This is a genomic window from Sorangiineae bacterium MSr11367, from assembly GCA_037157805.1.
Lineage (GTDB): Bacteria > Myxococcota_A > Polyangia > Polyangiales > Polyangiaceae > Pendulispora > Pendulispora rubella.
On the sequence record CP089983.1, the window covers coordinates 3,217,282 to 3,231,062 of the forward strand.

The following is a 13,781-nucleotide window of genomic DNA, read 5'->3' on the forward strand; positions in this document are numbered from 1 at the left end:
AGCACCCCCGCCAGTTGGCCGCCCGAGGCGGGAATTTACGGAGCTTTTTCGGCCGACGCCGCGGCTTCTTCGCGGTAACCGCGCAGGGCCTTGAGGCGCGAGCGAACGAACCAGACGGCGCCGATGACGATGACCGCGGCGATGACCGCGTCGAACTTGTGCATGAAGTGCTTCAGCGGCGAGCTCTCGTCGAGAAGCGACAAGCCGAGACGCTGGCCGACGTAGCCGAGCGCGTAGCACCAGGGGAGCGAACCCACGAAGGTGTAGATGTGGAACTTCGTCCAATTCATGCGCGCCACGCCGGCAGGGAACGCGATGAAGGTGCGCACCACGGGGAGCAGACGCGCGACGAACACGATGATGTCGCCGCGCTTGTCGAACCAGCGATCGGCAATGGCCAGCTCGTGTTTGCTCAGAAGGACGTACTTGCCGAACTTCTCGATCGCGCGACGGCCGCCGGTGGCGCCGATGCGGTATGCGAGCTCGCTACCGAGGTTGCACCCCAGCGCGCCAGCCACGGCGGCAAAGAACAGATTGAACTGCGGGAGCGCGATGTTGAACTGGCGCGACAATTCCGCGTTGACCGATGGCTCCGTCATCGCGCCGGCGTAGGGCATGATGAGCTCGCTGGGGAGCGGGATGCACGCGCTCTCGATGCCCATCAACAGCGCAATACCGATGTAGCTGAGCGTCCCCATGACGTAGACGCAGAAGCCGCCAAGAACGAGGAAGATGGCTTTGACCATGAATAGCCATGGCGGTCTAACGTGGCTCGTCTACTGGGTCAAGCGGAAGCCCAGCAGGGCGGGGGCAAGCTGAGCCGCTACGTCGATTCTTTTTTGGACTTGGCCGTCGCGGGCTCGCTCTTGCTGTCACCCTTGCCCTCTCCCTTGAGAGAGGGCTCTGCGGTGGGTGACCCGGCGAGACCGGGATGCGTAGGCTCATCCGCAAATGAAGCCGGCGTATCGTCCTCCCCGTCGACTTCGCTCTCGGACGCCAACGCCTTGCCTTCGTCGACAGGTGCGTCTTCGTCTCCGCGCTCCTCGATCTTGATGAGCACCGCGGTGATGTTGTCCTCGCCGCCGTGTTCGTTCGCCTTCTCGATGAGCTTTCGGCACGCCTCGGAGATGTTCGCCGCATGCGAGACGATGCGCTTGATCTCCTCGTCGACGATCATCCCCGACAGGCCGTCGGAACAGAGAACGTACACGTCCCCGTCCTTCGGATCGTCGTGTTGCAGATCGACCACCACCTGGTCCTGCATACCGAGCGCGCGCGTGATGACGTTCTTCGGCAGCTCGCTGCGTTGCTCCTCGGTGAGGTCGGGCATCGCGAGCAGGTAGTCGTTGATGAGCGAGTGGTCACGCGTGAGCAGACGAATCTGCCCGTCGCGAATGCGGTAGCACCGCGAGTCGCCCACGTGGCCGATGTACATGCGCCGCTTGCTGGGGCTGAACATCGCCCCTACCACGGTGGTACCCATCCCGTGGTATTCGCGCGAGCGCGTGCTTCGCTCGAAGATTTGCCGATTCGCCACGCGGATGCCGGTGAGAAGCCGATTTTCCTCTTCCGACAGATTCGTGTCGAAGTGGAACGGCCACGTCACGTCCTCGTTCGCGGTCGACTTGAAGAATTCACTGATCGTCTCGGTGGCCAGCCGGGAAGCCACATCGCCCGCGCGATGGCCTCCCATGCCGTCGGCGACGACGAACAGATCGTACTCCTTGAGTACAATGAAGGAGTCTTCGTTGTGCTCGCGCTGAAGCCCTACGTCGCTCAGCCCGGCTGCGATGGCCCGCATCAACCGAGTCGCTCCTTTTGAGTAGAGCCCAAGGGTTTCATTCGCCCGGGAGTGTGTCAAGGTGGGCAAGCGACTGGGCCTCCGTAGAGTCCATTTAATTCTGGTTTCTCACGAAGGCGCTCAGATTTCGAGAATATCTTTCTCTTTTGTCGCGACGAGGGCATCGACCTGCTTGACCCCGTCCTGCACGGTCTCCTCGGCCTTCTTTTTTGCTCGGTCGACATCATCAGAGCTTGCGCCCCCCTCGTTTTCGATCTCATTCAGCATGTCGAGTGCGTCGTGACGCGCCTTACGAATCGTAACCTTGCATTCTTCGCCGTATTTCTTCGCGATTTTCACGAAGTCGCGCCGGCGCTCTTCCGTTAGGGGCGGAAGGGGAATGCGGATGATGTCGCCATCGACCTGAGGGTTCAGCCCCAGATCGCTCTCGCGCAACGCCTTCTCCACCAGCTTGATCTGCGACTTGTCCCACGGCTTGACCGTGATGAGTCGCGCCTCCGGCACGTTGACGTGCGCCATCTGATTCAGCGGCGTCTGCGAGCCGTAGTAATCGATGCGGATGTTGTCGAGCAGGTTCGGGTTGGCGCGCCCGGCCCGGAGCTTGGCTAACTCCCTCCGAAGATTGTCGTGGGCTTTGCCGATGGCACCGAACAGGTCTTTATGTATGTCCTCCAACATCGCAGGTCCTTTTTCTGGCGGGTGAGGCTAGCGCAATGGCCGGGCCAAACCAGGTAGGAACTCGCACCTTAGCGTCATTTTGCCAGGGAGTTCCAGCTGGATTGTTGGCTTTGCCATGGACGAGGTAAGACAATGCGCGTGTCACGCCATCGTCGTTGGGGATTGGTCGGCTTCGGCTTCCTGGTTTTGCTCATGGTCGCTGGGCTTACCGCCGCCTGCCAAGCCTGCGGAAAATCCGATGCTGCGCCCGATGCGGCCGCGTCGATCGAGCCGCCGGTGCCCGCTCCGGACGGTCTGCTGGCCGAGGCGGTGGTCATCGACCCGAATGCCTCGTGGGGCAAGGTGCAGCGCGGGACGGGCGGCGCGCTCGCGCTGATGCCCATGACCCTGGGCGGTCTCCTGACCTCGCTGGCCTCGCTCGATCCGGGGCTCGGGCCCGAAATCGACGGCACCGCGCCCGCGTTCGGCGTTCTTGCGGCCGGGCCGTCGGGGCCCGAAGGCCCTCTGTCGTACGCGATGGCGGTGCGTCTTCTCGACGAGCGCCGCACACGCGGGACGCTCTTCGAAGGGCAAAACCCGCGCTATGCACCGCACGATGCCGCCGGCTTCACCGTGCTGGGCGCAAAGGCAGGAGCGGCCGCCACGCCGGCCATGCCCGCCGCGGTGGCCGTCGCGCGCGGAGGTTTCCTCGTCGTGGCCCGCACCGAAGCCGATCTCACGCGCCTCGGGCCTTACGTCACGCGCACCTTGCCCGCGAAGCCGCCGCCCAGCGGCTCGATCGCGATCGACGTGCCCCGCGCGGCCTTCACGGGCCCCTTTGGTCCGTACCTCACCTCCTTGTGGTCGCAGTTCCGCACCGACATGGAGCAAAAGGATGCGCGCATGCGCGAGGCGCACGGCGGAAAGGCCCCGGACTTCGGCGATCCGCGCGCCATCGTGGAGATGAGTGACGCCTTCGTGAAGGGCAAGCTCGGCATCTTGGGCGATCTGGAACGCGCCCACTTCGTCGTCGATCCCTCGGAGGAGGGGCTGCGCATCGCGGGCACCTTCACGCCGGCATCGCCCGACGGACCTGCGGCGCAAACCGTCCGCGCGATGCACGCGGGCGATGCCACGCCGCTTCTCGATGTGCCGAAGGCGTCGGCCACGGCGCTTCTTCTGCGAAGCGACGCCAAGGAGCGGCAAGAGGGCGCGCATGACGCGACCGGCGCCGTGGTGAAGGCGCTGGGCGATCGCATCGATGCCGACGGTCGCGACAAGCTCGAGCGCGCACTGGCCGATTGGTCCAAAGGGCGTGGGGATGTCCTCTCCGTTGCATGGGTCGGCTCGGGTCTGCTCCTGCGCGCGCCCGCCACGGATGCCGAAAGCGCCTCGCGTGCGGTGCGCGGTCTGGTGGCCCTGGCGGACAAGCCCGCGTTCAAAGGCCCGCTCGAGACCTTCCTTCAAGTGAGGCAGGTGACGACGTCGCAGGTGGACGTGCCGGGCCTGGGCAAGGTGGAGCAGGCGCTGCTGACGCGGGCCGAGCCGAAGGATCCCAAGGCGAAGACCGCCGCGCTGCCGAAGAAGGCAGGGATCGCATGGACCGTCCATGGCGGGACGAGCGGGGCGCCGCAGATCGAGGTGGCCGCGGCGGAAGATCCCGCGGCCGTCCTTCGCGAGATCGCGGAAAGCTCGGGCAAGGCCGGCGAAGACGCCGACTTCGCCGGCGCGGTGAAGCGACTCGGCTCCGATGTCTCGTTGGCACTCGTACTGCGCCGCGGGGCGATCGACCCAGCGCGAGCGGGCGGGGGACTTGCGCTCGTGGTGGGGTGGGGGCGCACGGGAAACGATGCGCGTCTCACCATCGAAGCGAGCCACGCCTTCGCACGGGAGCTCATTCGGCGATCGGGAGGCTTCTGAGTCACAAAAACTCGTCAGGCTCCGCTCGCCGGAATACCGGCGAACGAGTACGCTCGCTGCGCCATGTCACGCCCGGGGTTCGATGAAGTCGTATTGCTGACGGGGTTTCCTTCCTTCGGCGCACGCAAGATCTGCGAGGAGATCCTTCTCTCGCCCAAGACGCTCGTGCACGCCGTCGTGCGGCCGCAATCGATGGCCGAGGCCATGCTTTCGCTCGATATTCTGCCGCTCGAACAACGCCGCAGGGTGAACCTGCTCGAGGGCGACGCCGCCGCGATGGACCTCGGTCTTTCGGGCAAGGAGCTGCGGACCCTCACGCAGGAGGTCGACCGCATTCACCACGCCGCCGAGGTCTCGTACATCGGTGTCGACCGGGCGATCGCCGAGCAGACCAACGTGGGTGGCACCCGCGAGATCCTCGAGGTCGCCGAAGCTTGCTCGCAATTGAAGTGCCTCGTCTTTCATTCGACCGCCGCCGTCTCGGGCGACCGCACCGGCTTCGTGCGCGAGGAAGACTTGGACAAGGGCCAAGGCTTTCGCAACGTCGTCGAAGAGACCAAGGCGCGGTCCGAGCGGATGATGCGCCAGGCGATGGCCAACCTTCCCATCGCCGTGGTGCGCCCGGCCATCTTGGTGGGCGATTCGCAGACCGGGGAGGTCGATCGCTTCGATGGTCCGTACCTGCTCATTTTGCTGATGGTGACGTCGCCGCCGGACTTTGCCATGCCGCTGCCGGGGCGCGGCGATTCCCCGCTGCACCTGGTGCCCATCGATTACGTGGCCAAGGTGGCGCGAGCCATTGGGCTCGATCCGCGCAGCGTGGGGCGCACGTTCCACGTGGTCGATCCGCGGCCGCTCACCGCGCGTGGCATCTTCGAGCTGGTGGCACGCGCGGGAGGACGCCGCCTGCCGCGTGGCTTCATCCCGGCCAACCTGACGAAGGCACTTTTGCGCACGCCGGGCATCGACCGCTTCGCCAAGAGCCCGCGCGCCTTCCTCGATGCCCTGGGCACGCCGGTCGTCTACGGCACGGCGAACACGGACGAAATTCTCGCGGGGACCGGCATCCAGTGCCCGCCGTTCGAGACCTACGTGGAGCGCCTCGTCGAGTTCGTGCAGGTGCGTCTTCGTGAAAAACGCGAAAAGCGCCTCGCCGATCGCGAGTTGGAGGATCCCCTCGGATGAGTGTACCCCCCGCCATTGGCCCCGGGATGATCACGCGGCAGGTTCGTGTGCGTGCGCGTGACGTCGTCTTTCTCAAGGGCATCGTCGAGGCGCTCGAAGGCGTGGCGCAAGTCTTCGCCGAGCGCGGCGGCGACTTGACCTTGGCCGCGCCCGAGGGCCGCGAACGCGAACTCGACGCCATCATCGACGACCTCTGCCGCGAACTTGGCGCCATGCGGGTCGATTGAGAGAAGGGGTTAGGGTTTAGGGTGTAGGGAGAACGCCGGAACCTAGTTCTCGATTGAGAGAGGGTTTAGGGGGACGCCAACACCTAATTCTCGCCCCTAAACCCTAAACCCTAAACCCTATACCCTCCCTCGGTAACCATGCCTTCGATCCTCAGCTCCTACGTTGACGGCCAGCCCCTGCGCGGTGCCGCGTCCACCATTTCCTCGGTCAATCCTGCGCGTCTCGATGACGTGGTCGCCGAGGTGTCCCTCGCCAGCGAGGACCAAATCGCGCTCGCCTTCGCCGCGGCCAAGAAGGCGCAGGCCGGGTGGGCGCAAACCCCCGCACCGCAACGCGGACGCGTGATCGCTGCCGTCGGCAAGCTGGTCGAGGCGAACAAGGAGGCCCTGGCCGCGCTGGTCACGCGCGAGGTCGGCAAGCCGTACGCCGAGTCGTTGGGCGAGGTGCAAGAGATCATCGACACCTGCGACTTCTTCCTCGGCGAAGGGCGGCGCCTCTACGGGCACACCGTGCCGTCGGAGATGCGCGACAAGCAGCTTTTCACGTTCCGCGTCCCGGTGGGCGTCGCGGGCATCATCACGGCGGGCAACTTCCCCGTGGCGGTGCCGGCTTGGTACCTCGTTCCCGCGCTGCTCTGCGGCAACGCGGTCGTGTGGAAGCCCGCCGAGTATGCGGCTGCATTGGGCGACGCGCTCACGCGCCTCTTCGTCGCGGGCGGTGTTCCTCGCGGTGTCCTCAATACGGTGCACGCTGACGGCGCCACCACGTACCGCGGGCTCGAGCGCGCGCTCGAGGCGGGGCTGCTCAACAAAATTGGCTTCACCGGCTCGACGGAAATCGGTCGCCGCATCGGCGAGCTCGCGGGCCGCCACCTGCAGACACCGTGTCTCGAGCTCGGAGGAAAGAACCCGCTCGTGGTCATGCCCGACGCGGATCTCGACCTCGCGGCCGAGGGCGCGCTCTTTTCGGGCTTTGGAACGGCCGGCCAGCGCTGCACCTCCCTGGGCGTGGCCATCGTGCACGACAGCGTGTACGACGCCTTCGTCGCGCGCTTCGTTCAGCGCGTCCAGACCGCGGTCATCGGCGATCCCACGCACCGCGGCGTCCTGTACGGACCACTGCTCGCGCAGCGCTTTCTGGAGTCGTTCGAGCATTGGCTCGGGCACATCGCCTCGCACCACGAGGTGCACGGCTCGACGGGGCGCGGGCGCATCACCGCGAAGAACCCGCGCGCGGGCTTCGTCGGCGATCCCGACAAGGGCATCTTCGTCCACCCGACGGTGGTCACCGGCGTGCGCGCCGAGGATGCGCTCTACCGGAACGAGACCTTCGGGCCGCTCGTATCGGTGATGCGCTTCTCGTCGTTCGACGAGGCCATCGAGCTGGCCAACGGCCACGGCTATGGCCTCTCCTCCGCGATTTACACGAACAACCCGGTCCATGCGTTCCGTTTCCGCGAGCGCGTTTCCGCGGGCATGGTCAGCATCAACAACTCCACCTCGGGCGCCGAGGCGCATCTGCCCTTCGGCGGCAACGGCAAGTCGGGCAACGGCTCACGCCAATCGGGCGTCTGGGTTCTCGACCAATTCACCCGCTGGCAGTCGATGAACTGGGACTACGCCGGCAAGCTGCAGAAGGCGCAGATGGACATCGAGGAAGTCAGCGTCGACTCGGGCTTCCGCCTTTGAATCGCAGATAGCGATTCCAAGCCGGAGGAAACCGGAGCGAATCGAACCGCCAAGACGCCAAGATGGATGGATTTGCTGGTGCACCGAGAAACGGGCTGCCTCAAAACTCCTACCCTTGGCGTCCTTGGCGCCTTGGCGGTTCGGCAATCCTTCGCGGCCGCGTTTCCCGTGGCTACCTTCGAGATCGCTCCGTTACTTCGTTCTAGCCGTGAAGAACACCAGGTTCGGCCGGGTGAGCATGGGCTCCCAGTACTCCCGGCCGAACTCGGCGAGCCCCTCGGGCGAGCACTGCGCGGGCACCCAGCGAACGTCGCGAAAACCGCCCGCCACGAGCGCGCGCTCGAGCGTGGGCAAGGTCCAGATGCGCGAGCGGATGGCGAACGGTGGCTCGACGTGGAACGTGATGTCGTACTCCGCCGCGTCGCCGGGCGGATCCGGCGCGGTGACGGTCATCCCATATTGCGTGTAGTTTCTCTGTAAATCCGGCGTGTCGCTGGGGACGATGCCGGCCAGCATGCCACCCGGGGCGAGCTGCGCGCGAAGTCGCTGCGCCATCGCTTCGAGCTCCGCGACCGTGGTGGCGTAGGGCAGGAGCCACGCCGCGAGCACGACGTCGAACGCCCCGAGCACCGGCGCATCGAACACGTCGAGCACGCGGTACTCGATGCCCAGCCGCTCGCGCTCTTCGAGCTCGCGCGCCACGCCGACGAGGCTCTCGGACAGGTCGATGCCCAGCACGCGGGCGGCATGCCGCTGCGCGAGCGCGCGGCTGTAGTAGCCGTAGCCGCACGCCACGTCGAGGATCGACTTGCCGGTGACGTCGCCGAGCAGCCCCATGAGGGTGTGCATCTCGATGTGGGAGCGCACGGGCATGGCGGCCGTCGCCGCGTAGACGGGCGTTTCGTACGTCGAATGCGCCATGTAGCGTCAGAAACCGCGGCTGGAGCGATCGTTGTCGGGGAGGATGATCGCCGGCAAGGTGCCCGTGTCGTTCGGATCCAGATTGACCGCCGGGAGCGCGCCCGTCTCGTTCGCGTGCTGGATGTCGATGGGCGCGCCGTGATCGTGGTGCGAATCCGGCGGCGGCGGCGGAAGGCTCGACGCCGTGCCCAGCGCATTCTTGTGATCGAGGAACCGCAGGGTACCCGGACCGCCCGCTCGCTCGAGAACCGCGCGAAGATCCCCCGGGAGGGGTGCCTCGATGATGATGCGCGCCCCGGTGATCGGGTGGTCGCACTCGAGCCGCACGCAATGCATGAAGGTGCGATCGAGGCCGTTGCGCTCCTCGAAAAAGCGGTTCGTCGGCGCGTGGCCGTAACGATCGTCGCCCAACACCGCGTGGCCGATGGCTGCGAGGTGCCGGCGGATCTGGTGTGTGCGCCCCTGCTCGGGGATGACCCGCAGCACGCTATGGCCGCTGGCCACGGCGAGGCGGCGATACCGCGTGCGCGCCGGGTGCGCGACGCCGTCCTCCCGCAGATCGCGGGTGATGGCGCCCTTCGACGGGGTGATGCCGCGCACACCGACGACGTAGATCTTGCGCGCCGTGGCCGCGGAGAAGGCGGCCGACCAGCGCGCGACCATGTCCGGCTTGCGCGCGAACAGAACGAGGCCGCTGGTGCCCACGTCGAGCCGGTGCACCGGCACCGCCTCTTCGGCGCCTTGGATCTTGCGCACGCGCACGACCAAAGAGCTCTTGTACTCGCCCTGCGGCGTGGTCGGCTCGTAGGGGCCTTTGTCGACGACCAGGACGTCGTCGTCCTCGTACACGACGCGCGCGCGGGGTACTTGCGAGCGCCGCAGGATGGCCACCGTCTCCACCTCGTCGGTGAGCGGGATCATGTCCAGCGGGCGCAGATGCGTCGTGGTGAAGCCGAGTCGCGCGAAGTGGTCCAGATCGCGCGCCAGCGTGTCCGGATCGCACGAGACGTACGCGATGGTGTCGATCTCCAGCCGCGACAAGAGCTCGCGCGCGACCGGGCTCATGCCGCGCCGGGGCGGGTTGACCACCGCCGCCGTGAACCGCGCGCCGCGCTGCGAAAGGGTGCGCAGCGTCCCTGCCACGTCCCCGCATTCGGCCTCGAGCTGCAGGTGCTGCATGTCCGCAGCGGCCTTCGCCTGCGCCACGGCGGGGGCGAAGGACTCGACCAGCTTTACCTCGGCCCCGGCGGTGGCGAGGCTCAGCGCAATGGCACCGCTGCCACCGTACAGGTCGAGAATGCGCGGACGCGTTCCCCCATTCTTGCCGCCCATGAGCGCCGTAATGAGCATGCGGTGCACGCGCGCCGCCTGATCGCGGTGTGCCTGCACGAAGGAACCGAACGTCGCCAGATGTGTGGAGTCGCCCACGCGATCGGGCGCGGAGGTGGCGCCGCGGAGCACCACGGTCTCGTTGCCGAGGATCTGCGGGGCCTCGCCCTCGTGGAAGTTGGCGGCGACGCCGATGAGCAGCGTTTCTTCCGCCATGAGCTCCGCGGCGGCGACGCGCAGTTGCGTCAAGTCGGCCGTGCGCGAACGCTGCAGGACGAGGGTGAGGAGCACGCGCGCCGGGCCATCGGGACGATCGCGCACTTCGCGCAGGTCGACCGCGCGCAGGGCGCCCGAGCCGAGAATGTCGAACGGCGCCAGCGGCCCCGCGCGCTCCTCGTCCCGGGAGACGATGCGCCGCAGCAGCGATGTGACGCGGGCCAGCGACGGCGAGAGCACCTGGCAACGCGGAATGTCGACGATCTGGTGACCGCCGCCCTTCGCGTAGAGTCCAATCTTGCCGCCCGGCGCCACGATGAGTTTGGCCCGCGTGCGGTACTCCGTCACGGAGTCCGCGAAGATCACCGGCTCGGTGTAGAGCAGCTCGAGCGCGGTGTACCGCGAGACCGACTGCACCACACGCCCGCGCTTGAGCGTGAGCTGCTCTCCATAGGAAAGCCCAATGATGGGACAGCCTCCGCAAGGCTCGGCGTGCTCACATAAGACGCGTAGCCGTGCGTGGTGAGAATTCGCCGCGGGGAACGGGCCGGAGTCCAGAGGGGAGGCCATGGTGAATCCCTAAACATAGCATAACCTGACTCACCTGAAACCTGCTGGTAGGTACGTGCGCGGATTCTTTAAGCGCTGCCGCGGAAGCGATGGCCGCTTCAGGTGGGTCGGCGGGTCCCAAGCCCACCTCCACGGGAATGAGCCGCGATTGTCTGTCCCGTGATGAGCCCGGGAGGGGGCGCCGGATAATTACGGCTTCTTCGACACCACCGAAACCGAGGCGGCTGTCCTCCGTAGTGGAAGGTGTGGGTAAGGTGATACAAAGCCGTCCGTGCAAGACGGGCAACGAGACGGGCGAAAACCGCACGAGGCGAAGCTCGATCTTGCCATGGACCGCTATGCGCAAGGCGAAGACGCCGCCTTTGCAGAGGTCTACGATGAGCTATCCCCCCGGCTCTACGGTTACCTGCTGCGCCAAACCCGCTCGCGCGACCGCGCCGAGGACCTGGTTCAGCAGACGTTTCTGCGCATCCACCGGGCGCGGGGCCATTTCGTGGCGGGGTCGGCCGTGACGCCTTGGGCATTTGCCATTGCGCGCCGCCTCCTCATCGACAGCATGCGCCGCGGACGCCGCGAGGTCATCGGTGTGGACGATGACGACGAGAAGTCGGCCGAGGCAAGCTCCGGGGAGGCCAGCCCGGAGGCATGGGCCGAGGCCAACCAAGTCGCCCGCGCCCTGGGCCGCGAGCTCGAACGTCTGCCCGAGAACCAGCGGGTCGCCTTCGAATTGGTGAAGCAAGAAGGATTGTCGCTGCGCGAGGCCGCAGCCGTACTCGGAACCACGGTGGCCGCCGTCAAACTGCGCGCCCACCGCGCGTACACCGCGCTTCGCGTGTCACTCGGCGCGGTGCTCCCAGAGGACGACGGGCCCGTTTCCGAGTCGAAGGAGTCTCCATGATGCCGTCTCCGAAGCCGAGCGCGGATTTGCGTGCGCGCATTCTCGAGGCCACCCGGCAAGAGCCCTCGCCCGATCGCGCTCGGGTGACGCAGACCACCCGCTCGCTCGTGGCCTTGGCCATCGTCTCCGCGCTCACCGTGTTCTTCGCCGTGGGCGGATTCCAGCTCGGCAAGCGCCCCCTGGGCTTCGTGGCCATCACCGGCATGGGGTGGGGGCTCGTCGCGGCCTTCGCGACCCATCTCGCGTTCGCGCGCCGGAAATCGATGCTCGGGCCCACCCGGCAGACGCTCATCTTTTCCGCGCTGGTGATGGGCCCCGTGTTGTTTGCCTGGGCGGTGCTGTGGACCATGCCTTGGCCCGAGGCGACCATTTTCGACTCCTCGTGGCCGAACTATCTCCGCTGCTTCACGCTCACGAGCGTGTTTGGCATTCTGCCGCTCATCGCGCTGACCATCGCGCGCCGAGGCTCCGATCCGGTTCATCCCCGTTCGACCGGTGCGGCATTGGGTGCGGCCATGGGGGCATGGGCGGGCACCTTGATTGACCTGCACTGCACCTGCGCGAGCGTGCCCCACATCGCCTTCTCCCACGTATTGCCGACCGTCGTTCTCGCGATCCTGGGCGCTGTCCTGGGCCCACGAATACTCGGCCTTTAGACCGTAAATCGAACTTCGATCGTTCCACGAATGACGAAATGGTCATTCGTGGATGAATATTGGGTAACATCATGATACCTAATGATCGTCGCTCGTTTGCGCGGAGCGGCACGGCCATCATCACCACGAGACCCCCGCTGGGAGGTTTTTGCCATGAAATCCATTCTCAATCGCCGTCCCGCCTTCGGGAGCTGGGCGACGTTGGTTGCATTGCCCATTTTGGCGTGCGCACCCGTGGCTTGCTCGGGAAATTCCAGTGAATCGAGCGATACGCCGGAGCCGTCGACGACCCGAATGCAAATCGTCTCGACGGAAAAGCTCTCCGGCATACCCACCTACGTGAAAGGTCAACTCGGTGCCGCGGCCTCCAAGAGCGCATTGGCCAGCATCGCCTCCGCGCTGCACGCAAGTGGTTCCGAATTGGTATTGAAGAATACCCTTCAAGACGAATCGGGTGCCGTGCACGAACGTTACACGCAATTAAAGAATGGATATGAAATCGTGGGTGGCGAATTGGTGGTGCATAGCCGCCAAGGTGTCATCTACGCCGCCAATGGCAACGCCCGCAGCAACCTTTCGGCGCCCACCGAAGCCGCCGCCAAGGTTTCGGCGGCCGCGGCGGCCGTCCGTGCTCTCTCCGCGTACGACCTCGGCGATTTCGCTTCGGCGGACCCGAACACCCAATTGGTGTATCGCCGCACGGTGAATGGGACGGGGGACGCTCTCGAACTCCTCCATCGAGTGACCGTCAAAGGCACCCAGGCCGACGGAACCCCCATCCTCGACAAAGTGCTCGTCAATGCCGTCGACGGCTCGGTGGTCGCGCGTCTGCCCACGATTCACACCGCGAAGAACCGCGAACTGCACGATTTGAAAAACAAGACCACCCTGCCGGGAACGACCGTGCGGACGGAGGGGCAGGCCGCCACGTCGGATGCCGTGGTGAACAACAATTACGATCGCCTGGGCACGACGTACGACGCATACAAAGAGCTCTTCAACCGCGACTCACTCGATGGCAGTGGCGGCAAGCTCATTAGCTCCGTGCATTACAGTACGAAGTACAACAATGCGTATTGGAATGGCACGCAGATGGTGTACGGCGACGGCGACGGAAGCACGTTTTCCAATCTGGCCAATTCGCTCGACGTGACCGCCCACGAACTTACCCACGGCGTGACGTCCAACACGTCGAACCTCGAATACTCCGGTGAATCCGGCGGATTGAACGAGGCCATGTCGGACATCTTCGGCAATGTCGTCGAATATTACGGCGCCGGAAAGGTGGTCAGCGACAACACCTGGAAGGTGGGTGAAGACGTCTATACCCCCAACACGGCGGGCGATGCCCTCCGCTACATGAACGATCCGGCCAAGGATGGTGATTCGCTCGACTACTATCCGGACTACACGTCCGGGGTCGACGTTCACTACAGCTCGGGAATTGCCAATCTCGCGTTTTACCTGCTCTCGCAGGGTGGCAAGCACCCACGGAGCAAGACCACCGTCAGCGTGACGGCCATCGGCATCGAAAAGGCCGCGCAGATCTTCTATCGCGCCAACACGCAAATCTTCACCGCCTCCACCACCTTCGCCCAGGCCAAGCAGTGGACGGGGCAGGCTGCGCAGGACCTCGGGTACACGCAGGCGGAGATTTCCGCCGTTGCCGACGCCTGGTCGGCGGTGGGGGTGACCGAGTAGCGCATACGCTG

General features: G+C 65.7%; 12 protein-coding genes. 7 read left to right on the forward strand and 5 right to left on the reverse strand.

Annotated features, from left to right (window positions below; translation table 11 throughout):
• Window positions 1-35: 35 nt before the first annotated feature.
• The 3 genes from LVJ94_12975 to frr all read right to left on the reverse strand — a co-directional run bounded on the left by LVJ94_12975 (window position 36) and on the right by frr (window position 2,479).
• The gene (locus LVJ94_12975; protein ID WXB08142.1) at window positions 36-746 is read right to left on the reverse strand and encodes a DedA family protein; all 711 of its coding nucleotides are present in this window, start codon (window positions 744-746) and stop codon (window positions 36-38) included.
• Between the two features lie 77 nt (window positions 747-823).
• The gene (locus LVJ94_12980) at window positions 824-1,801 is read right to left on the reverse strand and encodes a Stp1/IreP family PP2C-type Ser/Thr phosphatase (GenBank protein ID WXB08143.1); all 978 of its coding nucleotides are present in this window, start codon (window positions 1,799-1,801) and stop codon (window positions 824-826) included.
• A 120-nt stretch (window positions 1,802-1,921) separates the two neighbouring features.
• Window positions 1,922-2,479, reverse strand: coding sequence for a ribosome recycling factor (gene frr, locus LVJ94_12985; protein ID WXB08144.1), 558 nt, complete (start codon window positions 2,477-2,479; stop codon window positions 1,922-1,924).
• Window positions 2,480-2,617: 138 nt separating this feature from the next.
• Here frr and LVJ94_12990 point away from each other — a divergent pair, with 138 nt between their 5' ends.
• The 4 genes from LVJ94_12990 (at window position 2,618) to LVJ94_13005 (ending at window position 7,479) form a co-directional block, all read left to right on the forward strand.
• On the forward strand, window positions 2,618-4,378 hold the full coding sequence (locus tag LVJ94_12990; GenBank protein ID WXB08145.1) for a hypothetical protein: 1,761 nt from the start codon (window positions 2,618-2,620) through the stop codon (window positions 4,376-4,378).
• A gap of 63 nt (window positions 4,379-4,441) precedes the next feature.
• Entirely contained in the window at window positions 4,442-5,563 is a 1,122-nt protein-coding gene (locus LVJ94_12995; GenBank protein WXB08146.1) for an SDR family oxidoreductase, read from the forward strand.
• The gene (locus tag LVJ94_13000; protein ID WXB08147.1) at window positions 5,560-5,790 is read left to right on the forward strand and encodes a DUF4911 domain-containing protein; all 231 of its coding nucleotides are present in this window, start codon (window positions 5,560-5,562) and stop codon (window positions 5,788-5,790) included. The genes LVJ94_12995 and LVJ94_13000 overlap by 4 nt, the downstream gene beginning before the upstream one ends.
• Before the next feature lie 138 nt (window positions 5,791-5,928).
• Window positions 5,929-7,479, forward strand: coding sequence for an aldehyde dehydrogenase family protein (locus tag LVJ94_13005; GenBank protein ID WXB08148.1), 1,551 nt, complete (start codon window positions 5,929-5,931; stop codon window positions 7,477-7,479).
• Between the two features lie 192 nt (window positions 7,480-7,671).
• Here the strand turns inward: LVJ94_13005 and LVJ94_13010 are convergent, their stop codons facing one another.
• Together LVJ94_13010 and LVJ94_13015 are read right to left on the reverse strand one after the other, a co-directional pair.
• Entirely contained in the window at window positions 7,672-8,400 is a 729-nt protein-coding gene (locus LVJ94_13010; GenBank protein ID WXB08149.1) for a class I SAM-dependent methyltransferase, read from the reverse strand.
• Window positions 8,401-8,406: 6 nt separating this feature from the next.
• Window positions 8,407-10,515 carry a pseudouridine synthase gene (locus tag LVJ94_13015; GenBank protein WXB08150.1) on the reverse strand — a complete coding sequence of 703 codons (2,109 nt, stop codon included), beginning with the start codon at window positions 10,513-10,515 and terminating at the stop codon, window positions 8,407-8,409.
• A gap of 271 nt (window positions 10,516-10,786) precedes the next feature.
• Here LVJ94_13015 and LVJ94_13020 point away from each other — a divergent pair, with 271 nt between their 5' ends.
• The 3 genes from LVJ94_13020 (at window position 10,787) to LVJ94_13030 (ending at window position 13,770) form a co-directional block, all read left to right on the forward strand.
• Window positions 10,787-11,413 (forward strand): RNA polymerase sigma factor, encoded by a 627-nt coding sequence (locus LVJ94_13020; protein WXB08151.1) that lies wholly within the window; start codon window positions 10,787-10,789, stop codon window positions 11,411-11,413.
• The gene (locus LVJ94_13025; GenBank protein ID WXB08152.1) at window positions 11,410-12,069 is read left to right on the forward strand and encodes a DUF1109 domain-containing protein; all 660 of its coding nucleotides are present in this window, start codon (window positions 11,410-11,412) and stop codon (window positions 12,067-12,069) included. Before LVJ94_13020 ends, LVJ94_13025 begins: the two co-directional genes overlap by 4 nt.
• Before the next feature lie 153 nt (window positions 12,070-12,222).
• Window positions 12,223-13,770 (forward strand): M4 family metallopeptidase, encoded by a 1,548-nt coding sequence (locus LVJ94_13030; protein WXB08153.1) that lies wholly within the window; start codon window positions 12,223-12,225, stop codon window positions 13,768-13,770.
• Window positions 13,771-13,781: the final 11 nt, after the last annotated feature.

What these genes read in the sequence shown, in the direction of transcription:
- LVJ94_12975 (WXB08142.1), bottom strand. Translation starts at nt 746, where the DNA reads ATGGTCAAAGCCATCTTCCTCGTTCTTGGCGGCTTCTGCGTCTACGTC.
- LVJ94_12980 (WXB08143.1), bottom strand. Translation starts at nt 1,801, where the DNA reads ATGCGGGCCATCGCAGCCGGGCTGAGCGACGTAGGGCTTCAGCGCGAG.
- frr (WXB08144.1), bottom strand. Translation starts at nt 2,479, where the DNA reads ATGTTGGAGGACATACATAAAGACCTGTTCGGTGCCATCGGCAAAGCC.
- LVJ94_12995 (WXB08146.1), top strand. Translation starts at nt 4,442, where the DNA reads ATGTCACGCCCGGGGTTCGATGAAGTCGTATTGCTGACGGGGTTTCCT.
- LVJ94_13000 (WXB08147.1), top strand. Translation starts at nt 5,560, where the DNA reads ATGAGTGTACCCCCCGCCATTGGCCCCGGGATGATCACGCGGCAGGTT.
- LVJ94_13005 (WXB08148.1), top strand. Translation starts at nt 5,929, where the DNA reads ATGCCTTCGATCCTCAGCTCCTACGTTGACGGCCAGCCCCTGCGCGGT.
- LVJ94_13010 (WXB08149.1), bottom strand. Translation starts at nt 8,400, where the DNA reads ATGGCGCATTCGACGTACGAAACGCCCGTCTACGCGGCGACGGCCGCC.
- LVJ94_13015 (WXB08150.1), bottom strand. Translation starts at nt 10,515, where the DNA reads ATGGCCTCCCCTCTGGACTCCGGCCCGTTCCCCGCGGCGAATTCTCAC.
- LVJ94_13025 (WXB08152.1), top strand. Translation starts at nt 11,410, where the DNA reads ATGATGCCGTCTCCGAAGCCGAGCGCGGATTTGCGTGCGCGCATTCTC.
- LVJ94_13030 (WXB08153.1), top strand. Translation starts at nt 12,223, where the DNA reads ATGAAATCCATTCTCAATCGCCGTCCCGCCTTCGGGAGCTGGGCGACG.